At 73.7% G+C, this 20078-nt stretch carries 20 protein-coding genes; 12 read left to right on the plus strand and 8 right to left on the minus strand.

What is annotated here, in order from left to right; genetic code table 11:
* Position 1 precedes the first annotated feature (1 nt).
* The 3 genes from ACIBJE_RS13560 to nudC are packed head-to-tail and all read left to right on the plus strand — an operon-like array spanning position 2 to position 3638.
* Entirely contained in the window at positions 2-1312 is a 1311-nt protein-coding gene (locus tag ACIBJE_RS13560) for a M16 family metallopeptidase (protein WP_396747767.1), read from the plus strand.
* Positions 1309-2646 (plus strand): M16 family metallopeptidase, encoded by a 1338-nt coding sequence (locus tag ACIBJE_RS13565; RefSeq protein ID WP_396747770.1) that lies wholly within the window; start codon positions 1309-1311, stop codon positions 2644-2646. Before ACIBJE_RS13560 ends, ACIBJE_RS13565 begins: the two co-directional genes overlap by 4 nt.
* Positions 2643-3638 (plus strand): NAD(+) diphosphatase, encoded by a 996-nt coding sequence (gene nudC / locus ACIBJE_RS13570; protein ID WP_396747773.1) that lies wholly within the window; start codon positions 2643-2645, stop codon positions 3636-3638. Before ACIBJE_RS13565 ends, nudC begins: the two co-directional genes overlap by 4 nt.
* 112 nt (positions 3639-3750) lie before the next feature.
* On the opposite strand, the gene ACIBJE_RS13575 is transcribed toward nudC, so the two are convergent.
* From ACIBJE_RS13575 to ACIBJE_RS13585, 3 genes are all read right to left on the minus strand, one after another.
* On the minus strand, positions 3751-4023 hold the full coding sequence (locus tag ACIBJE_RS13575; protein ID WP_396747776.1) for a hypothetical protein: 273 nt from the start codon (positions 4021-4023) through the stop codon (positions 3751-3753).
* Between the two features lie 322 nt (positions 4024-4345).
* A complete protein-coding gene (locus ACIBJE_RS13580) occupies positions 4346-4588 on the minus strand; it encodes a DUF397 domain-containing protein (protein ID WP_396747779.1) in 243 nt (80 codons plus the stop codon).
* 68 nt (positions 4589-4656) lie between these two features.
* Positions 4657-5610: a helix-turn-helix domain-containing protein gene (locus ACIBJE_RS13585; protein WP_396747782.1), complete on the minus strand. Its 954-nt coding sequence runs from the start codon at positions 5608-5610 to the stop codon at positions 4657-4659.
* 205 nt (positions 5611-5815) lie between these two features.
* On the opposite strand from ACIBJE_RS13585, the gene ACIBJE_RS13590 reads away from it, so the two are divergent.
* A complete protein-coding gene (locus ACIBJE_RS13590; protein ID WP_396747785.1) occupies positions 5816-7099 on the plus strand; it encodes an MFS transporter in 1284 nt (427 codons plus the stop codon).
* A gap of 166 nt (positions 7100-7265) precedes the next feature.
* On the opposite strand, the gene ACIBJE_RS13595 is transcribed toward ACIBJE_RS13590, so the two are convergent.
* Positions 7266-7511, minus strand: coding sequence for a mycoredoxin (locus ACIBJE_RS13595; RefSeq protein WP_088982226.1), 246 nt, complete (start codon positions 7509-7511; stop codon positions 7266-7268).
* A gap of 90 nt (positions 7512-7601) precedes the next feature.
* Here ACIBJE_RS13595 and ACIBJE_RS13600 point away from each other — a divergent pair, with 90 nt between their 5' ends.
* The 3 genes from ACIBJE_RS13600 (at position 7602) to ACIBJE_RS13610 (ending at position 10642) form a co-directional block, all read left to right on the plus strand.
* Complete coding sequence (locus ACIBJE_RS13600; RefSeq protein WP_396747789.1) at positions 7602-9761, plus strand: ATP-dependent DNA helicase UvrD2; 2160 nt, start codon at positions 7602-7604, stop codon at positions 9759-9761.
* 128 nt (positions 9762-9889) lie between these two features.
* On the plus strand, positions 9890-10144 hold the full coding sequence (locus tag ACIBJE_RS13605; protein WP_396747791.1) for a hypothetical protein: 255 nt from the start codon (positions 9890-9892) through the stop codon (positions 10142-10144).
* Between the two features lie 132 nt (positions 10145-10276).
* A complete protein-coding gene (locus ACIBJE_RS13610) occupies positions 10277-10642 on the plus strand; it encodes a WhiB family transcriptional regulator (protein WP_396747794.1) in 366 nt (121 codons plus the stop codon).
* A 292-nt stretch (positions 10643-10934) separates the two neighbouring features.
* Here ACIBJE_RS13610 and ACIBJE_RS13615 read toward each other — a convergent pair whose 3' ends face one another.
* The 3 genes from ACIBJE_RS13615 to ACIBJE_RS13625 form a co-directional block, all read right to left on the minus strand.
* Positions 10935-12287 (minus strand): ABC1 kinase family protein, encoded by a 1353-nt coding sequence (locus ACIBJE_RS13615; protein WP_396747797.1) that lies wholly within the window; start codon positions 12285-12287, stop codon positions 10935-10937.
* A gap of 55 nt (positions 12288-12342) precedes the next feature.
* Entirely contained in the window at positions 12343-13407 is a 1065-nt protein-coding gene (locus ACIBJE_RS13620; RefSeq protein WP_396747799.1) for a TOMM precursor leader peptide-binding protein, read from the minus strand.
* Between the two features lie 192 nt (positions 13408-13599).
* Positions 13600-13767 carry a DUF5679 domain-containing protein gene (locus tag ACIBJE_RS13625; protein ID WP_170107818.1) on the minus strand — a complete coding sequence of 56 codons (168 nt, stop codon included), beginning with the start codon at positions 13765-13767 and terminating at the stop codon, positions 13600-13602.
* Positions 13768-14299: 532 nt separating this feature from the next.
* On the opposite strand from ACIBJE_RS13625, the gene ACIBJE_RS13630 reads away from it, so the two are divergent.
* Positions 14300-14830: a M48 family metallopeptidase gene (locus ACIBJE_RS13630; protein WP_396747803.1), complete on the plus strand. Its 531-nt coding sequence runs from the start codon at positions 14300-14302 to the stop codon at positions 14828-14830.
* Positions 14831-14899: 69 nt separating this feature from the next.
* On the plus strand, positions 14900-15508 hold the full coding sequence (locus tag ACIBJE_RS13635; RefSeq protein WP_396747806.1) for a hypothetical protein: 609 nt from the start codon (positions 14900-14902) through the stop codon (positions 15506-15508).
* A gap of 147 nt (positions 15509-15655) precedes the next feature.
* Here the strand turns inward: ACIBJE_RS13635 and ACIBJE_RS13640 are convergent, their stop codons facing one another.
* Positions 15656-16873 (minus strand): zinc-dependent metalloprotease, encoded by a 1218-nt coding sequence (locus ACIBJE_RS13640; RefSeq protein ID WP_396748168.1) that lies wholly within the window; start codon positions 16871-16873, stop codon positions 15656-15658.
* Between the two features lie 269 nt (positions 16874-17142).
* Between ACIBJE_RS13640 and ACIBJE_RS13645 the strand changes: the two genes are divergently transcribed.
* The 3 genes from ACIBJE_RS13645 to ACIBJE_RS13655 all read left to right on the plus strand — a co-directional run bounded on the left by ACIBJE_RS13645 (position 17143) and on the right by ACIBJE_RS13655 (position 20010).
* Complete coding sequence (locus ACIBJE_RS13645) at positions 17143-17625, plus strand: hypothetical protein (RefSeq protein ID WP_396747809.1); 483 nt, start codon at positions 17143-17145, stop codon at positions 17623-17625.
* Between the two features lie 77 nt (positions 17626-17702).
* On the plus strand, positions 17703-18917 hold the full coding sequence (locus ACIBJE_RS13650; protein WP_396747811.1) for an MFS transporter: 1215 nt from the start codon (positions 17703-17705) through the stop codon (positions 18915-18917).
* Between the two features lie 79 nt (positions 18918-18996).
* A complete protein-coding gene (locus ACIBJE_RS13655; protein WP_396747813.1) occupies positions 18997-20010 on the plus strand; it encodes a PDZ domain-containing protein in 1014 nt (337 codons plus the stop codon).
* Positions 20011-20078 lie beyond the last annotated feature (68 nt).

The following is a 20078-nucleotide window of genomic DNA, read 5'->3' on the forward strand; positions in this document are numbered from 1 at the left end:
CGTGGCGGCGCGGAGATCCAGAATCCCAGCGACGAAGTACCCGGTGGAACGGTTCACCCTCGACAACGGACTGCGGGTGGTGCTGAGCCCCGACCGCAGTGCCCCGGTGGTCGGGGTGGCCGTCGTCTACGACGTCGGCATCCGTTCCGAGCCGGAGGGGCGCACCGGCTTCGCCCATCTCTTCGAACACCTGATGTTCCAGGGCTCGGAGAATCTGGAGAAACTCGCCCACTTCCGGCATGTGCAGGGAGCCGGGGGGACCTTCAACGGCTCCACCCACCTGGACTACACCGACTACTACGAGTACCTCCCGGCCAACGCGCTGGAACGCGCGCTCTTCCTGGAGGCCGACCGGATGCGCGGCCCCCGGCTGACCGAGGAGAACCTCCGTAACCAGGTCGACGTGGTCAAGGAGGAGATCCGGGTCAACGTGCTCAACCGCCCGTACGGCGGCTTCCCCTGGCTGACCCTGTCGCCGGTGGTCTTCGACACGTTCCCCAACGCGCACGACGGGTACGGCTCCTTCGACGACCTGGAGTCGGCGACCGTGGACGAGGCGGTCGACTTCTTCCAGCGCTTCTACGCCAGCGGCAACGCCGTCCTGGCGGTCAGCGGGGACCTCGACGTGGCCGAGGCCACCACGCTGGTCGAACGCCACTTCGGCGACGTGCCGGCCCGTCCCGCGCCGGACCGACCCGACTTCCGTGAACCGGACCTGACCGCCGAGCGGCGTACCTCGTACACCGACAAGCTGGCCCCGATGCCGGCGGTGGCGAGCGCCTGGCGGGTGCCCGACCCGCTCACCGACGTCACCGGCTACCTGGCGTACGTGGTGCTCGCCGAGGTGCTCACCGACGGCGACGCGTCCCGGCTGGTCGAGCGACTGGTGCAGCGGGACCGGACGGTCACCAGCATCGGCGGGTATCTCGGTTTCATGGGCGACCCGTTCGACGTCCGCGACCCGACTGTGCTGCTGCTCCAGCACCACCTGCCGCCCGGCGGTGACGTGGACCGGGTGCTCCGCACCGTCGACGAGGAGCTGGAAAGGCTCGCCACCGACGGGCTCACCGAGGGCGAGCTGGCCCGGACCCAGGCCCGGATGGCCACCCACCTGCTGCGCGACACCGACGCGGTGCTCGGCCGCGCGCTGCGGATGGCGGTGCTGGAACAGCAGCGCGGCGAGCCGGGCCTGCTCAACGACCTGCCCCGCCTGGTCGGCGAGGTCACCGAGGAGCAGGTCCGGGCCGCCGCCGCCACCCTGCGGCCCGAGCGCCGCGCGTCGATCGAGGTCATTCCCGGAGGTGCCCGGTGACGACGGAGACCACGGCCCGGCCGCTGCCGCCGCTCGGCCCGGTGCGACGGCTGAAACTGCCCCGCCAGGCCGAGCGCACGCTCGACAACGGGCTCACCGTGATCGTGGTGCGCCGGCCGGCGGTGCCCCTGGTGGAGCTGCGGCTCGGGGTGCCGTTCGGCCGGGCCCACCTGGCCCGGGGCACCCTGCTCGCGCAGAGCCTGCTCGCCGGCACCGAGCAGATGTCCAGCAACCGGATCGCCGCCGAGTTGCAGGCGGTCGGCGGCGGTCTCTCCGCCGGGGTCGACCCGGACCGGCTGATGGTCGCCGGGTTCGGCCTGGTGACCGGCCTGGATCGGATGCTGGAGATCCTCGCCGACGTGCTGACCGGGGCGACGTACCCGGCCGACGAGGTGGCCACCGAGCGGGCGCACACGGTGGACCGGATCGAGATGGCCCAGAGCCAGCCGGCGCATCTGGCCCGGGTCGCGCTGCTGAAGCGGATCTACGGCCGCCACCCGTACGCGGTGCAGACTCCCGGGCCGGAGCAGGTCCGCACGGTCCGGCCGGCGGCGCTGCGCACGCTGCACGCCGAGCGGGTCCACCCGGCCGGCGCGGTGCTGGTGCTGGTCGGTGACGTGCAGCCGGAACGGACGCTGGACGCCGTGGAGCGGGCGCTCGGCGGGTGGCGGGGAGACGGCCGCCCGGTGGAGCTGCCGCCCACACCGCCGCTGGAGCCGGGACCGATCCGGCTGGTCGACCGGCCCGGTTCGGTGCAGTCGTCGCTGCGGATCGCGCTGCCGGCGGTCACCCGCACCCACCCGGACCACGCCGCCCTGCAACTGGCGAACCTGGTCTTCGGCGGCTACTTCTCCTCCCGCTGGGTGGAGAACATCCGGGAGGACAAGGGCTACACCTACGGGCCGCACTCGGTGGTGGAGCACTCGGCCGCCGGCTCGGTGCTGGTCGCCGGAGCCGAGGTGGCGACCGAGGTAACCGGCGCGGCGCTGCTGGAGACGACCTACGAGCTGGGCCGGCTGGCCTCGCTGCCACCCGGCGAGGACGAGTTGGAGCAGGCCCGCCGGTACGCACTGGGCAGCCTCCAGCTCGGCATGGCCACCCAGGCCGGCCTCGCCTCGCTGACCAGCGCGTACGCCGGCAGCGGGCTGCGGCTGGACTTCCTCGCCGAGCACGCCGCCCGACTGGCGAAGGCGACCGTCGACGACGTCGCCGAGGCGGCGGCCCGCTACCTCGCCCCCGCGCGGGCGGTCACCGTCGTGCTCGGGGACGCCGAGCGGATCTCCCCCGGGCTGGCGGTGCTCGGGCCGGTGGAGACGGAACCGGCGTCGACATGACCCGTACCGGTGCCGGCGGACCGGGGGCGGCGGCCGGCGCCGGGCCGGCGTTGCCGCCGCTGGCCCGGGCCGTCCTGGACCGGGCGGCGCACCGGCGCACCGACCAGGCCTGGCTGACCGAGGCCTGGCGGCGGGGCCGGGTGCTGGTGGTGGACACGACCGCCGGTGGTCGGACCCTGGTGGCCGCGGACGCCACCGGGCCGGCGCTGCGGCTGCTCGACCCCGGGGAGGCGCCGGACGCACCGCCGATGTTCCTCGGCGTCGGTGCCGACGGGGTGCCGATCTTCGCGGTGGACGCGGCCCTGCCCACGGTCCCGGACACCCGCCCGGCGTCGTTGCGGGAGGTCGGGCACCTCCTCGACGACCGGGACGCCGGCCTGTTCATCACGGCGGTCGCGCTGGCCAACTGGCACCTGCGGCACGGTTTCTCGGCGGCCACCGGCGAGCCGACCGTTCCGGACGAGGGCGGCTGGTCGCGGGTGGACCCGCACGGTGACCGGGTGTGGCCCCGGACCGACCCGGCGATGATCGTGCTGGTGCACGACGGGATGCCCGGCCCGGACGGCCGTTGCCTGCTCGGGAACAACGCGACCTGGCCGGCGACCCCGGGGGCCCGCCGATTCTCCTGCCTCGCCGGCTACGTCGAGCCGGGCGAGTCGGCCGAGGCCGCCGTCGCCCGGGAGGTCACCGAGGAGGTGGGGCTCACCGTCTCCGGGATCCGGTACGCCGGCAGCCAGCCCTGGCCGTTCCCCGGTTCGTTGATGCTGGGGTTCCTGGCCGGCGCGGACCCGGCGCAGCCGCTGCGCCTCGACCCGGCCGAGATCGCGTACGCCCGCTGGTTCTCCCGCCGGGAGATCGCCGAGGCGGTCGCCGGTGGTGCGGTGGACGCGGGGGACGGGGCACGCCTGCTGCTGCCGCCGCCGCTGTCGATCGCGCACTTCCTGATCGATCGGTGGCTGGCGGCGGACGTGGAGTCTGGTCTCGGCCCGTGACCGTCGTTGCCGCGACGGTCACGGGCCGAGAACCGGCACCGACGGGGTCGCTCAGAGGCGTGGAGCGCGGCGGGGGAGCGCCGGTTGCGACCGCGACGGGCGTCGGTGTGGTCTAGGGGGTGGCGCGGCCCCGCCGGGCGGAGCGGGTGCGGGGCTGGGTGACCGGCAGCACCTTGACCCGTTGCCGGCCGGCGCGGACCCGGCCCACCGCCGCGAGGGCCCGGGCCAGTCGCAGGGCGGCGTCCCGGTCGTCGGCGTGCAGGACCTGCCGGCGCGGCTCGGGCGCGGTGGTCTCGTCGCGGAGCCGGTCGCCGGCGGACCAGACGGCGGCGAGGTCGGCGTCGTCTGCGGTACGGATGTCGGTGCGAACGATCAGGAACCGCATGGGTGTCTCCCGATGCACTGACGGATGACGAGATGCGCCACGGGTGTGAGGCCTGGGCCGTGCCCGGGGCGCGGCGATGTCTGCCGGGGCCGGCGGCCGGCGGGGAGGCCGGGGCCGGTGGTCCGACCGTGAGGTGGAACTTTCACGTGAACTCTCGCGTCATGTTACGCCGAGGTTCCGCGCCGGCAAGGGAAACGCGGCCGTCGATGCGTGTACGGACTGATCGGTGGATGCCCGCCTCGACCTCCGGTCGGTCCGGGGCAGACGACGGGGCCGCCGGTCCATGACGGACACCGGCGGCCCCGTGACCTGTCGGTCGGCCTCAGCGTGTGTCGAACTCCCCGTTGCGGGTGCCGATGAGGAAGTCCCGCCACTGCTCCCGTCGGAACAGCAGCACCGGACCACCGCGGTCCTTGCTGTCCCGCAGGGCCACCGCGGTCGGCCCGGCCGGCAGGGGGGCGACCTCGACGCAGTTGGAGGTCTGGCTGCGCGAGCTGGTACGCCAGGCGGCGCCGGTCAGCTCGACGACGTTGCCGACGGACGGGGTCTCGGGGATCTGGTTCATGGTTCGGCTCCTGCTCTGTTCTGGCGATGGGGCGAGTGGTGGACCCACTCCGGCACAGCGGACCCGCCTCACCGTTCCGTCAGTCGCTCGGAGATGCCGCGGCGCTGGGCCGGCGCCGTCGGCGACCCGTACGCCGCCGTGGGCGGTGCTGCCGTCTCGGCCGCCTCGACCAGCCAGGTGAGGGAGTCCGATGGGGAGCGCGCCGCCGTGCCCAGCCACTCGAAGACCATTTTATAGCGGTTCAGGGCATTTGCGTCGTGTGACACGACGTCGGTGAAGCCACCTTCGATCGCCAGCGTCTCCGGGTCCGCCGGGTCCGGGAAGCGGTAGAGCGAGAACGCGGTCGGGGGGAGGTACCAGTCGCCGATGGTGGCGTCGCGGGGTAGCACCTGGATCGTCACGTTCGGACACGCGGCCAGCTCGCAGAGCTGGACGAGCTGCTCCCGGATCACCTCCGGCGGCCCGGCCCGGCGACCCAGCGCCCCCTCCTCCAGCACCGCCGTGTAACGGGGGGCGTCGGCCGTCTGCAGCAGTGCCTGCCGGGCCAGGCGCGCGTCCACCTCGGTCTCGACGGACTGCGGGTCGGCGTCCTCCTCGGCCAGCCGGGCCGAGACGATCCGCACCCGGGCGTACGCGGCGGTCTGCAACAGGCCGGGCACCAGGACGGGGTTGTACTCGCGGATCTCGGCGCAGCCCGCCTCCAGTTCGGCGTAGCTGCGTTGGTGTTCGGTCATCGCCCCGTACGACTTCAGCCAGGCCCGGATGTCCCCCGCCTCCCGGGTGATGGCGATCAGGTCCGTGCGGGTCGTGTCGTCCGCGCCGTAGAGGTCGAGCAGGGCGCGGATGTCCCGTGGGTCGGGCCGGCTGCGCCCGTTCTCCAGGCGGGAGAGCTTGGACGCCGAGGCCCAGCCGATCCGCTCGATGACCTGTTCCCCGGTGAGGCCGGACGCCTCACGCAGGCTGCGTAGTTCGGTGCCGAGCCGGCGTCGTCGCAGGATCGGGCTGGGTACGGCAGGAGGCACGTCGACCTCTTCTCCGTCGGGCCGTCGCGGACGCGACGGTAACTGTATGAAACTGGCCCCCCACGGCCAGTATGGACGGCGCGACCCGCGCCGGACGTCCCGCAACCGGCGTGTCTCGAAAAGGAGGACGTCGGTACGACTCCGCCCGCCCCTGCGACCCGGTCGGGGATCCCCTGACCGGCCCTCATCCCGCGGAAGGATTCCGATGCACACCGTCCTGCGCCGCCCCGACTTCCGACTGCTCTTCGGCGCGCTGTTGGCGAGCATGACCGCCGAGTCGATCCTGTTGCTCGCCCTGGCGATATGGGTGAAGGACCTGACCGGGTCCGACCGGATGGCCGCTGCGGTGATCTTCGCGGTGGTCGCGCCGAGGATCCTCGCGCCGCTGGTGGGTTGGGTCGTCGACCGGTACCGCCGCCGGCCCTTCTTCCTCACCGCGAACCTGGTCACCGCCGTGTTGCTCACCCCACTGCTGACCGTCCGCGACTCCCGCGACGTGTGGATCGTCTACCTGGTCGGTGCGCTCTACGGCCTGTCGTCGATCGCGCTCGGCGCGTCGCTCAGCGGGCTGCTGCGCGCCCTGCTACCGCTCGGGCTGCTGGCCGAGGCGCACGCGGCCCTCCAGACCGTGCGCCAGAGCCTGCGGCTGGGTGGCCCGCTGGTCGGGGCGGCGCTCTACGCCCTTGCCGGCGGCGCGGCGCTCACCGTCGTCGGTGTCACCGGCTTCGTCACCGCCGCCGCCGTGGTGGGACTGCTCCGGGTGACCGAGCCCACCCGGCCGCGCCGGCTGGCGCGCAGCATCACCGAGATGGGGGCCGGGCTGCGTCACCTCGGCACCGAGCCGGCGCTGCGGCGGGCCCTGCTCGGGTACGGCGTGGCCTCGCTGGTCATCGGGTTCAGCGAGGCGTTGCTCTTCGCCTACGTCGAGCGGGGGCTGGGACGGCCTCCCACGTTCGTGGGCGTCCTGTTCAGCGTGCAGGGGGCGGGCGGCCTGGTCGGCGCGCTGCTCTCCCCGGCCGTGGTCCGCCGCTTCGGTGAGGTCGGCTCGCTCGCCGCCGGGGTGGCGCTCTTCGGGACGGCGGCGCTGATCCTGACGTACCCGGGTCTCTGGCTCGCCGTCGCGGCCCTGCTGCTGGCCGGGCTGTCCCTTCCGCTGAGCTGGGTCGGACTGCACACGCTGGTGCAACGGCGGACCGAACCCGGGCTGCTAGGCCGGACGACCGCCGCGACGGAGGCGCTGGTCAGCGGACCGCAGGCGATCTCCATCGGCACCGGGGCGCTGCTGGTGGCGGTGCTCGACTACCGGCTGCTGTTCGCCCTCGTCGGCATGGTGATGCTGGCCGCCGGGGCGTATCTCTGGCGGGCCCGGAGGTTCGTCCCGGTCCCGGCCCGGCCGGTCCTGCCGGCCCCGCGCCGCCCCCGGCCCGGCCCGCGTCCCTCCGCGCGCCTCGGCCACGGGGTCGTCGCCTCGGCCCGGCGGAACCGGTGACGACGGCGGCTCGACGTCGGCGCGCTCATGATCCTGGCCATGTTCGTCCGGGGCGAGGGCGCTGCGGAGAGACGTGCGCGCGGCCGTCGGGACGAAACCCGGCACCGCCCACCGGTGAGGTCGTCGCGGCGCGGGACGGCCGGTGGGCCGCCCCGCGTCGGCGTGCTCAGGCGCCGGTCAGGCTGGCGAGATGCTGCTTGACCTGGTTGATCGAGGGGTTGGTGAGGGCGGAGCCGTCGGCGAAACGGAGCGTGGGCACCGTCTGGTTGCCGCCGTTGACCTTCATCACGAACTCGGCCGCCGCCGGGTCCTGCTCGATGTCCACCACCTGGTACGCGATGCCCTCCCGGTCGAGCTGCGACTTCAGCCGGTGGCAGTAGCCGCACCACGGGGTGGAATACATCGTCAACATGGGTCAGAACCTCCGTCGGTCCAGGGTCGGGCGGCTTCGCCCGCCAGGGTATCGGCTGTAACGTCCGGCGGGGCTGGGATGATTCCTCGGATGGCGGTGCACTCAGCGGCGGAACAGGTGCTGGCCGGGCTCGACCCCGAGCAGCGGACGGCGGTGACCGCGCCCGCCGGGCCGGTCTGCGTGCTGGCCGGCGCGGGCACCGGGAAGACCCGCGCGGTCACCTCCCGGATCGCGTACCGGGCGTTGAGCGGGCAGATCTCGTCCCGGCACGTGCTCGCGGTGACCTTCACCGCGCGGGCCGCCGCCGAGATGCGCGCCCGGTTGGCCGCGCTGGGCGTCGCCGGGGTGCAGGCGCGCACCTTCCACGCCGCCGCGCTGCGTCAGATGCGCTACTTCGCCCCCCGGCTGCTGCACGGGCGGGAACTGCCCGAACTGCTGGACAGCAAGGTGCGGCTGGTCACGCTGGCCGCCGCCCGGGTGGGCCTGCGCACCGACCGGGCCGTCGCCCGGGACCTGTCCGGTGAGATCGAGTGGGCCAAGTCGTCCCTGGTCGAGCCGGGGGAGTACGTCGTCGCCGCGGCCAAGGCGCAGCGCGACACGCCGCACGAGCCGGCGCGGGTCGCCGAGGTCTTCGCCGCGTACGAGACGGTCAAGCGGGCCAACGGGGTGATCGACTTCGAGGACCTGCTCCGCGCGGCGGTCTGGGGAATCGAGGAACACCCGGACGTCGCCGAGCAGGTCCGGGCCCAGTACCGGCACTTCGTGGTCGACGAGTACCAGGACGTCAACCCGTTGCAGCAACGGCTGCTGGAGGCGTGGCTCGGCGGCCGGGACGACCTCACCGTGGTCGGTGACGCCAGCCAGACCATCTACTCGTTCACCGGGGCCACCTCGGCCCATTTGGTGGACTTCCCCCGCCACCACCGGGGGGCGGTGGTGGTCCGGCTGGTCCGCGACTACCGCTCCACCCCGCAGGTGGTGGGGCTGGCCAACGCGGTGATCGCCCAGGCGCGCGGCACCGAGGCCCGGCTCCGCCTGGAGCTGGTCGGGCAGCGTCCCACCGGGCCCGAGCCGGAGCTGCGGATCTTCACCGACGAGCCGGCCGAGGCGACGGCGGTCGCCGCGCGCTGCCGGCAACTCGTCGCCGCCGGCACGCCGGCCCGGGAGATCGCCGTGCTGTTCCGCACCAACGCCCAGTCCGAGGCGTACGAGAAGGCGCTCACCGAGGCCGGGGTGCCGTACGTGGTGCAGGGGGCGGAACGCTTCTTCGAGCGGGTCGAGGTGCGGCAGGCGATGGTGGCGCTGCGTGCCGCCACCCGCTCGATCCCGGGCGAGACCCCGCTGCCGGCCGCCGTGGTCGAGGCGCTCGCCGCGGTCGGCTGGGCCCCGGACGCACCGCCGTCCGGTGGCGCGGCGCGGGAGCGGTGGGAGGCGCTGGCCGCCCTGGTCCAGCTCGCCGAGGAGCACGCGGCCACCCCGCCGGTGCTGCCGATCGGTGAGGGCGCGGTGGTCGAACGGCCGGTCACCCTCGCCGACTTCACCGAGGAACTGCACCGGCGGGCCGTCCAGCAGCACGTCCCCACCGTCGACGGGGTGACCCTGGCCTCCCTGCACTCGGCCAAGGGACTGGAGTGGGACGCGGTCTTCCTGGTCGGGCTCGCCGAGGGCACCCTGCCGACCGGGTACGCGAAGACCGCCGAGCAGGTGGAGGAGGAGCGGCGGCTGCTCTACGTCGGGATCACCCGGGCCCGCGAGTGGCTCTGGCTGTCGTACGCCTCGGCCCGTTCGCCGGGTGGGCGGAACCGCCGCCCCTCGCGTTTCCTGCCGCAGCTCGACCGCTCGGGTGGCTCCGAACGGGCCGGCACCGGTCCGGTCCGGCGCGCCGAGCGTCGCCGCAACCAGGTGGTCTCCTGCCGGATGTGCGGGGCGACCCTGCTCGCCGGTGCGGACCGCAAGCTCGGCCGCTGCCCGACCTGTCCGTCCGACGTGGACGAGGAGCTGCTGGAGCGGCTCCAGGAATGGCGGCAGCGGGTGGCCGGCGCGCAGCGGGTGCCGGCGTACGTCGTTTTCACCGATGCGACCCTGACCGCGCTGGCCGAACGGCGACCGGGCCGCCCCGAAGAGTTGATCGCCATCGCCGGGATCGGCCCCCGCAAACTGGGCCTCTACGGCGAATCCGTACTGGCCCTGGTGGGTGGTGCGACGGTCGACACGGTCTGCCCAAAAGAAAGTTTGGAAAACCCGTCGTAATTCGTTTGCCCTCGCGCCGGGAGGCGGCATAGCCTCAGAACGCACCTCGCGGGTGGCCCATCGTGGCTGCTCACGGGGGCGAGACCGAGTCGATCAGCGAGTGAACGTCAGAGGAGGAGGTGGCCCCGATGGAGAGCTTCGTCTACGAGCGTCCGGCGGCGCTGCCTGCTGCCATTGCTCCGCTGTCGGCTGTCCGGACCGCCCTGACCGTTGGGCTCCCGGTTCCGCAGGCGCACCAGACCCAGGATCAGACCGAGCTGCTCCTGACCGTCGCGCCGACCGGAAACGAGGGGACCAGTGGGTTCACGGGCAAGGGTATCCAGGTCGCCATGAAGCGGCGGCTGGCCGTCCGCGGTGTTCCACCTCGAGGGAGACCGGTCTGATTCATCAGACCACCGGCTCACCTCGAGGCCGCGGAACCCGCTACCGGGATCCGCGGCCTCAGTTTTTTGTCCCGCCGAAGTACGTCGGAATTGCGATCCACGAGATCGAAGTGAGAGAGAGGTGACCGGGCGATGAGTCTGGCGTTGGCCCCCCTCGACGTGAACGTCGAGCTGGAGGCGAACCTGCCCTGCCGGAAGTTCGACCCCGACCTGTGGTTCTCCGACTCGCCCACCGAGCTGGAACTGGCCAAGTCGCTCTGCGGGGACTGCCCGCTGCGCGTCGAGTGCCTCGCCGGTGCGGTGGAGCGGGCCGAGCCCTGGGGTGTCTGGGGCGGCGAGATCTTCGAGCGTGGCGCGGTCGTCCCGCGCAAGCGGCCCCGGGGCCGCCCGCGCAAGGAGGACGTCGCCCGGGACGCCGCGCTCCGGGTCGAGGCCGAGGCGCGACTGGCGGCCAGTGGGCTGGCCACGTCCCGCAACACGGTCCGGCTGGCGGCCTGACATGAACCCGAACCGCGATCGTGCCGGTGGCGCACCGGCAGTCAGCGAACTGATGAACCCGCACGTCCTGAACGGAGTCACCGAGATGCAACTACTCCACGAAGCGTTGTCCAGGGCTCGAATGCGTCGGCCTCAGGCCGGTCGTACCACCACGAGCACTGAGGCAGCCCGATCCGCCCGTACCATCGCCATGGCCAGCCGTCAGCGGTCGGCCCGCGAGTTGGGCGTTCTGTAACCACACGAGACCGCGGGGGCGGTGGGGCCGGTACGGCTCCACCGCCCCCGCGTCGTCTCAGGCCACCGGGGCGAAACCGGGGAGCCAGCGTTCGAGGATGCCCCGGTAGGGGGCCTTCGCCTCCAGTTGGCAGAGCACCCCGATGGAGCCGAGCGTCACCCGGTGGATGAGCAGGTACGACGGGGGCAGGTTGAGCTGCCGGCCCAACTGGTAGGCCGGTGACCGGGGGGTGGCGATCCGGGCCGCCTCCCCGCGCAGCCAGGCCCGGGTGAACTGGAACTCCTCGGTCGCCACCGGCTCCAGCATCGGCCGGACGAAGTCCAGCACCGCCTGCGCGTCGATCGGCTCGTTGGCGGGGACGAAGCCCTCCGCCCGCAGCCCCTCCACCACCTCCTCGGCCTCGCCGCGCAGGGCGAGCCCGGCCAGTCGGCCGATCGGCTCCGGCGTCCCTTCCGGCATCCGGGCCACCGCGCCGAAGTCGATCACACCGAGCCGGCCGTCGGGCAGCACCCGGAAGTTGCCCGGGTGCGGGTCGGCGTGCAGCAGCCCGGCCCGGGCCGGGGCGGAGAGGTGCAGGACGGCCATCAACCGACCCGCCTCGTCGCGCTCCTCCGGGGTGCCCTCGCGGATGATCTGCGCCAGCGGGGTGCCCTCCACCCAGTCGGTGACCAGCACCCGGGGCGCGGCGGCGACGACCGCCGGGATGAAGATCTCCGGGTCGTCCGCGTACGCCGCCGCGAAGGCCCGCTGCGACTCGGCCTCCAGCTCGTAGTCGAGTTCCTCGGTGATCCGCTCCCGCAGCTCGGCGAGGAGCGGTTTGACGTCCAGGCCGGGCTGGATCGCCCGGAACATGCCGCCGAGTCGGGAGAGCTGCTTCAGGTCGGCCAGGAGGGCGTCCCCGGCGCCCGGATACTGGATCTTGACGGCGACCGGACGCCCGGTCGGGGCGGCCGACCTGCGTCGCCCGGTGGTCGGCTCGCGCCAGACCGCCCGGTGCACCTGGCCGATGCTGGCCGCTGCGGCGGGGGTGTCGTCGAACTCCAGGAACCGGTCCCGCCAGTCCGGCCCGAGCTGCTCGGCGAGCACCCGGTGCACGGTGGCCGCCGGCAGCGGCGGAGCCGCCTCCTGCAACTTCGTCAGTGCCTGCCGGTACGGCGCGGCGATCTCCTCCGGCAGGGCGGCCTCGAACACCGACAGCGCCTGGCCGAACTTCATCGCCCCGCCCTTGAGCTGCCCGAGCACGCTGAACAGCTGTTCGGCGGTCCGTTGCTGGATCTCGGCGGAGATCACCTCGGAGGCCAGCCCGGTGACGCGCTTACCCATGCCGAGGACGGTCCGGCCGGCGAAGCCGAGCGGCAGTGCGGCGAGCTTGGCGGTCCGGGACACGGCCCGGCGCGGGATGTCGGTCACCCGGCCATTGTTACCGACCGGACCACCCCGCTGCTGCTCTGCGGCCGGGCCGGGGTCAGTGGGGTGGGTCTCGCCGGACTCCGCCGCACCCGCAGTCCGGGTGTGGCGGCCAGACCCGCCGCCGGAACCGGCCGGCCCCGCCGACCTCGACGGCCGCGCCGACCGTCTCGGGAACCCCGCCGTCGACGTGGCTGAGCGCCTCCGCCGTGGCCAGGGCGACGGCGGCGAGGAGGGTGGCGACCCCGCAGGCGGGGGCAGGGTCGTCGCCGGCGAGCTGGGCGGCGAGTCCGGGCCAGGCCGGATCCCGGTCCAGCCGGTGCCGGTCGAGGCAGTTGAGGCACGGCCCGACCGGCGGACGGACCAGGGGACCGATCACCGGTACGCCGTCGCGCAGCGAGAGCATCAGGTGCGGCTGCCGGCGGCGGGCGAACCCGGCGGCCAGCAACGCGGCCGGCCGGTCGGCGCCCACCTGGACCACCAGGTCGGCGCGGCGACGCCGGACCGGACTGGTGACGGTGCCGGGCGCGGTACGGGCGATCGCGTCGGCCACCGCCTCGGCGGTGTGCCGGCCGACGTCCCCGGGAAGGAGGCCGGTGGCGACCAGGTCGGCCGGGCGCACCCGACCACCCAGGTCGGGGTCGACGTGCCCGACTCCGGCCTGCGCCAGCGCCACGGCGACCGGACCGCCGAGCCGTCCCGAACCGGTGACCACCACCCGCGCGGCCCGGCGACGCCGGAGCACCTGGGCGGGGGTGCCGGGCAGGTCGCCGGCACCGAGGGCGAGCGCGCCCGCCTCGTCGCTCAGCCGCGCCCGGTCCGGGTCGGTGAGGCCGGTGGGAAGCAGGGTGTGCGCGGCGACCACCAGTCCGGCGGCCCGGAGCGTCTCCAGCAGGCTGCGCGCGTCGTCGCGGTCCACCCGGATCCGGGTGGCGTGGTCGAGGATGTGCCGTTCGCTGTGCGCGCCGTCGAGCAGGTCGAGCAACCGGACGGCACGCGGGTTGGCCACTTCGAGCAGGACCGCCCGGGCAGGGTCCAGGCCGAGTTGCAGCGTGTGCCGATCGCGCCAGAGTCGGGTGAGGCCGGGTAGCAGCGTCGGCCGGAGGAGTGTGGCACGGGTCATGGTGACCAATGGTGACCGTGTCCAGACGATCCGTCGATCGTTGTCCACAGCCGGGCGGCGCTTTCTCCAGGGTTATCCACAGGCTGCCGGCGGTTGTCCACAACCAGCCGGTAACATCACTTGATCACCGGAGGGTCACGGCGGGGAGGGGGCGACCCCTGCGGATCGCCCCCTCCCTGGTCGGTCTGACGGTCAGACCTTTGCCTTGCCGAGAATCCGGTTCACTGTTGTGCCACAGACCGGGCACTTGCCCTTGGCCATGTTCATGCCGGTCTTGGAAACCTCGACCTTGCCCTCGAAGTCGCGCTTCTCCTTGCACTTGACGCAGTAACCGTTGTAGGTCTGGGCCTGGTCGGCCACGGTGCCCTCCTCGTCTCGTCCGCCGATCGGTGCCGGCGGCTGCCCGGCGGCGGGCCTTCGCGGGCTCCGGCGCTGGGGTCTTCTGCGCGGTCACGCTCGTGACCGCTGGTCCGGCGGACCCTACCCAGGTGTGGGTGGTTCCATGTCAGAGATCCATCGACACTGTGAGCTAGTCGACGTCGAGAGTGTGCATGCCGAAATACGTCGGATAAGTGAGTTTGGCGGGGACACGCCGGATGAACCGCCCCGAAGTGGCCCTCGGGCACCCCCGGTGCGGCCGTTCCACCGAAGATCACCTAACGTGGGCAGGTCCCGTCCGCGTCCGCCCGCGACCGCCACCCAGGGTGATCGGATCGGCGTCCGGACCAGGGGCGGACGGTCTCGGCGACAGGCCCGCAAACATTTTTTTCGGACTGGACGCCATCAACCTGGAGTTTCCGGGCGCGTGTCGGTGGGTTGGCCCTTGCGGACCCCTGGTCAGAACGCATTAGCTTTCCCATGTGGCAGGAACACGAGGCTGCGCAGGCCAGTGATGGCAGGCGCGCGGAAGCCCGTCGTCGAGGTGCGACGCAGTCAGCGTCGGCGACGCACGGTGTCCGCGTACCGGGACGGGGAACGGGTGGTCGTCCTGATCCCCGACCAGTTCTCCCGGGCCGAGGAGACCGAGTGGGTCGACCGGATGCTCGCCCGGCTCGCCGCGCGTGAGGGCAGGCCGGCCCGCACCGACGGCGAACTGCTCCAGCGGGCCACCCGGCTGATCAGCCTCTACCTTTCGGAACACGGTCCGGCGGCGGTCCCCGCGAGCGTCCGATGGGTGACCAACCAGAACGGCCGCTGGGGTTCCTGCACCCCGGCCGACCGGACCATCCGCATCTCCCACCGGCTCCAGGACATGCCCGACTGGGTGATCGACTACGTCCTCCTGCACGAGCTGGCCCACCTCATCGTGCCGAGCCACAACGCGTCGTTCTGGGCGCTGGTCTGCCGCTATCCGAAGGCCGAACGGGCCCGTGGCTACCTGGAGGGGGTCGCTTCGGTGGCCGGTGTGCCGCTGCCCGACTGACCGGCCCGCCGCCGGAGTCGGCGACGACGACGTGGATCACGCCACGGCCGGGGGGGCTAGGGTCGAACCGTGACCCGACGAGTGGTGGTGGCGTTACTCGCCCCGGTGGCCTGGTCGCCGCCGGGCGTCGAGCCGGCGGACTGGCGGCACGCCCTGGCCGAGGACGTGGTGGACCTGCTCGCCACCCTCCAGGAGGTCGAGACGGCGGTCGCGGTGACGCGAGCGGACCGGTCGCTGGCCGACGCGGTGGTCTGGCCCGGCACCCCGGTGGTCGAGGTGGCGACACCGACCGTCGACGCGGTCCTCGCCGCGCTGGACGGGTACGACCAGGCCGCCGTGATCGCCGCCGACGCGCCGGACCTGCCCGGACTCACCGTCGGCAAGCTGCTGCGCCCGTTGACCACCCGACCCGTCGCGGTGGCCCCGGCCGAGGGGGCCGGACCGGGACTGCTCGGCCTCGCCGCCCGGCTGCCCGTGCCGGGGTGGCTGCCGGAGGTCGACCTGGACGACGCCGTGCCCGCCACGATCCGGGCGGCGGCCCCGCACCCCGCCGACGTCGCGGTCACCGCCGCCTGGCGTCGGCTCCGTGGCCCGGCCGACCTCGCCACCCTCGACCCCGCCGTGGAGGGCTGGGAGGCGACCCGGGCCCTGCTCACCACCGGCCACCACCCCGCCTGACCGCGTGATCGCCTGACCGCGTCATCGCTGCATCGCTGCATGCCGAGGTGGTAGCAGGGGTCCCCTGCTCATCAGGAAACGACTGCAGGGAACCCCTGCTACCACGTAGCGGGCGGGCCGGTCGGCGGAAGAGGTGACCGGACCCGGTCAGGACCGGTCGGTGTCCTGCGGGGGTGTGCCGTCGCCGCCCGGCGGCTGCTCCTCCGGGCCGCCCGGCGCGGTGAAGTCGAACCCGTCCAGCTCGGCGAAGTCGAGCTGCGAGCGGGCGAACGCGGCCGGGTCGGCGAAGTCCTCACCCGAGGGGAGCAGGTCCGGGTGCCCCCACAGGGCGTCCCGGCCGGCGATGCCCCGGTGCTCGGTCAGGGCCGCCCAGAGCGCCGCCGCCTCGCGCAGCCGGCGCGGACGCAGCTCCAGCCCGACCAGGGCGGCGAAGGTCTGCTCCGCCGGGCCACCGGCCGCCCGCCGACGGCGGAACGCCTCGCCGAGGGCGACCACGTTCGGCAGCCGGCCACCGGCCGCGTTGTCCACCACGTGGCAGACCCACCCCTCGACCAGGGCCAGGGCGGTCTCCAGACGGGCCAGGGACGCCTTCTGGGTCGGGGTGTCCTCCGGCGTGAAGATGCCCTCCAGGGCGATCGCACGCATCGACTCCGGGTCGGTCGGGTCGACCCGGCCCATCGCCTCCTCGATCGCCTCCCGGTTGACCCGGATGCCGGCGGCGTACGTCTCGACGGAGCTGAGCACGTGCCCGCGCAGCCACGGCACGTGCTGGAAGAGGCGCTGGTGGGCGGCCTCGCGCAGGGCGACGTAGAGGCGTACCTCGTCCTCGGGCAGCTCCAGGCCCTCGCCGTACTGCCTGATGTTGGCCGGGATGAGCGCGGCCGTGCCGGCCGGGCCGAGCGGGAGGCCGATGTCGCCGGCGGAGAGCACCTCGGCGGCGAGCGAGCCGAGTGCCTGACCGAGCTGCCCACCGAAGAGCGCCCCGCCCAGGGTGGCGACCATCGACTGCATCGGGCCGAGCTGGGCCCGCGCCTCCGGCGGCACGAGGTCGCCCATCGCGCCCACCATCCGGCTGGCCACCGGGTCGCAGAGCTTGCGCCAGACGTCGAGGGTCTTGTAGATCCACTCGTTGCGGTTCCAGGCGAGCGGGGTCTGGATACCCGACGGCCACGACGAGACCGGCTCCAGCCAGAGATCCGCCAGGCGCAGCGCCTCCTCGACCGCGTTGCGTTCGTACGGCGTGACGGCCGGGTCGCCGGTGGCGGCGAGCTGGCTGGCCGCCACCTGACGGGCCAGGTCCCAGTTGACCGGCCCGCTGCCCGGAGCCGAGAGCAGGTGCTGCAGCTGGCTCATGAACTGCTGCAGCTGCGCGGGGTCGTTGGGGTCTGGTGGTTGCCCACCCGGAAGCGCGAAGCCGAACGGAATATCAGGCACGGGTCTACGTTACGCGCGCCGCGCCGCTGGTCGCCGCCACCGGCGTTGCGCTGAGGGCGAAGCCGCGTGGCCCGGCCCACCCCCGGGTACGGCGAGGTGAAGGGGGCGTGGGCCGACCGGCCAGCGGCGCCGCACCCGGGAAGGCGACCCGGTGGCTCGGCCGGGTCAGGAGTCCCGGGTTGTCAATGTAACGTTGACAGATGACGCCGGAACTGACGCAGCTGGCCGGACTCGCCGTCGACCGGGCCCGGCTGGACGAGCGTGAGCTGGAGCTGATCGACCGGGCGCGGCACGCGGGCGCGACGTGGGCGCAGGTGGCCGCCGCGCTCGGCCTCGGCAGCCGGCAGGCCGCGGAGCAACGCCGCCAGCGTCTGGCCGCCCTGCGTCGGTCGCGGCGGCAGGAGCGGGACGTCGCGTACTCGGCGCGGATCGCGGCGATCCGGAGCTCGGTCCACGATCTCCAGCGGTGGATCGAGGCGGATCGGCGGTGGGACGGGCGGTTCCGGCGGGCGGCTCTCGTGCGGAGAACCGCAGAGCTGGCCCTCGACGCCGACCCGGGCCCGCTGTACGCGTTGGCCGGGCTCCTCGCGGTCGACCTGTCGGCAGCGGGTGGGGCCGGGTTGCCGGCGCCCGTGCAGGCGGTCGCGACGAGCCTGTCGGCGTTGCTGTCAACGAAAACTTGACAAGCTGCGCCCATCTTGCCTGAGCCCCGCTCAAGATTGAGGATTTGAGCCGTCCCGGCTCAACCCTTGGAGTGCCCGTGCGCCGCAATGCCGCGCTGTTCGTGACGATCTCGCTGTTGTCCGGTTTCGGTGGCAGCGCCATGGCCCTGGTGTCCGGGATCTGGATCCTCGACCTCACCGGTTCCACCGGCCTCGCGGCCCTCGCCGGGCTCTGCGTGTACGCCCCGGTCCTTGCCGGTCCCTGGCTGGGCGGCCTGCTCGACCGGGCACCGAGACGGCCGCTGGTGATCGCGGTCAACCTCGCGCTGGCCGCCGTCCTGCTGAGTCTGCTCACGGTGCGGGGCCCCGCCCAGACCTGGCTCATCTTCGCCGTGTCGTGCGCCTACGGCGTCAGCTACGTGTTGATCGACGCAGGCGAGACGGCGCTGCTGCCCTCCGCGCTGTCGCCTGCGGAACTGGGGGACGTCAACGGCTGGCGCTCCAGTGCCCAGGAGGGCACGAAGCTGGTGGCGCCCCTGGCCGGCGCGGGCCTCTACGCCTGGCACGGAGGCCATGCGGTCGTCGTGCTCAGCGCGGTGATGCCGGCCCTGGTCGCCGTCCTGTACGCGGCCGTGCGACTGGGGCCGCCGCCACCCGACGCGTCGCCGCAGCGGCGGCCCGGCCTGCGCGCGGGGCTCGCCGTCCTCCTCGCGCGGCGGACGACGCGCGTCACCGTCGCGCTCGCCGCGGTGGCGATCGCCATGTCCGGCTTCACGACCGCGGCCAGCTACGCGATCGTCACCACGGAACTGGGCCTACCGACGACGTTTCTCGGCGTCCTGCTCAGCACACAGGGCGCCGGGTCCGTCGTCGGCGGCCTCGTCGTGGGTCGACTGCTCGCCCGGTGGAGCCCGGTCACCGTGGGCGTCGCCGGCACGACGCTGTTCGCCGTCAGTTGCCTGGTGCGCTGTCTGCCCTGGTGGCCCGGCACGGTCGTCGCCTCGGTCGTCGCCGGTGTCGGCCTGCCCTGGGCCCTGGTCGCCGCGGTGACCGCGGTGCAGACGTGCACGCCGACGGCGATGCTCGGCCGGGTGGCCGGGACCGCCAACACGGCGATGTTCGGCCCGGTCGCGCTCGCGATCCCCCTCGGCTCCCTCGCCGTCGGCCTCGGTGGCCGCCCACCGCTCGTCGTGGCCGCCGCGATCGGCCTGGCCTCGGCGGCCAGCGTGGCCCGCCGCCCCCGCAGCGTCGACCCGGACGTGGCCCGTGCGCCCACGCCGTCCACCCCGGAGCAGGCCGGACGACGTGCCTGAACAGCTCCGCCCCGGGCGTTTCCGACCGGCCGGTTCGTCTGCCCCGGTCGACCTCCGACCGGTCGGTACGCTCTGCCGCATGAGACGTCGCGGTGTCACTGTCCTGCTCGGTGCTCTGCTCACCACCCTGCTCAGCATCGGAGTTCTCGCGGCGCCGATCCCGTACGTGGTGCTCGGTCCAGGACCGACCGTCGACACCCTCGGCACGCAGGACGGAGAGGAAATCATCAAGATCGACGGCCGGGAGACCTCCACCTCGGCGGGGCAGCTCCGGCTGACCACCGTGGGTGTGCAGCCGTCGGTGAAGCTGCGGTCGGCGATCGCCGGCTGGTTCTCGCCGGAACGGGCGGTGGTGCCCCGGGAACTGGTCTACCCGCCGGGACAGAGCCGTGAGCAGGTCGAGGAGCGCAACGCCGAGGAGTTCACCGCGTCGCAGACCAGCGCCGAGACGGCCGCGCTCCGGAAGCTGGGCTACCCGGTGCAGGTGGTCGTCCGGACGGTGGCCGCGGACGGCCCCTCGGCGGGACGGCTCCAGACCGGTGACGTCATCACCTCGGTCGACGGCGAGCCGGTGACCAGTGCCAACGGGCTGACCGGGCTGATCCGCGCCCGTCCGGTCGGCTCGGCCCTGGTGGTCGGCTACAGCCGGGGCGGGGCCGCCGGCACGGCCACCGTGACCAGCCGCGAGCAGGACGGCCGCCCGCGCGTCGGGATCGAGATCGAGCAGCAGCAGCCGCACCCGTTCACCCTGGAGATCGACCTCGGGGACATCGGCGGGCCGAGCGCCGGACTGATGTTCGCGCTGGGGATCGTGGACAAGCTGGACCCCGACGACCTGACCGGCGGGCGGGTCGTCGCCGGCACCGGCACCATCGACGACGAGGGCCGGGTCGGGCCGATCGGCGGCATCGCCCAGAAACTGGTGGGTGCCAAGGAGGCCGGGGCGACGGTCTTCCTGGTGCCGGAGGCGAACTGCGCCGAGGCGGTCAGCAACTCGCAGCCCGGGCTTCCGCTGCTGAAGGTGGGCACCCTGGACGAGGCGCTGACCGCCCTGGAGACGCTCCGCAGCGGAGGTGAGCCGACCCGCTGCTGACCGCCGCCGGTCGGCGGGCCGGGGGGCGTCCGGCCGACCGCGACCGCAGCGGCGCGACCTTGACCGGA

It is taken from the genome of Micromonospora sp. NPDC050187 (genome assembly GCF_044459745.1).
Lineage (GTDB): Bacteria > Actinomycetota > Actinomycetes > Mycobacteriales > Micromonosporaceae > Micromonospora.